This window comes from Virgibacillus salexigens, assembly GCF_014905415.1.
GTDB classification, from domain to species: Bacteria; Bacillota; Bacilli; order Bacillales; family Amphibacillaceae; genus Virgibacillus; species Virgibacillus salexigens.
The window spans coordinates 1-307 of sequence record NZ_BNEO01000131.1 but is presented as its reverse complement, the minus strand read 5'-3'; the positions used below and the strand labels follow the sequence as shown (position 1 = coordinate 307).

The following is a 307-nucleotide window of genomic DNA, read 5'->3' as shown; positions in this document are numbered from 1 at the left end:
GAGTGCCTTCTAATACATAGAGGAATTCCTGACCTTTATGTGTAAAATTATTCCCCCGTTTATCCCCTGGATTCAAAATTATTAAATTAGGTACAAACAAAGGGTTTTCCATTTCTCCCGAAAGATCTTTATAAATAAATCGATTTTCTGTCAGGTCTTTCGTATCAACAATATTTCTGGTAATTGCCGAACGGGAACCTTGTGTTTCTGAAGAAAAAAAATAGCTTGGATTCACCCCAAGTGCTTCAGAAATTCGTTTTAACGAAAGTAATGTTGCAGATGTTTTGGAATGCTCTAATTGTGACAA

General features: G+C 35.2%; 1 protein-coding gene. It reads right to left on the bottom strand.

Going from position 1 to position 307, the window contains the following annotated elements:
• On the bottom strand, window positions 1-307 hold a 307-nt coding region (locus JKP73_RS22550), incomplete at both ends, for a helix-turn-helix domain-containing protein (protein WP_200412026.1).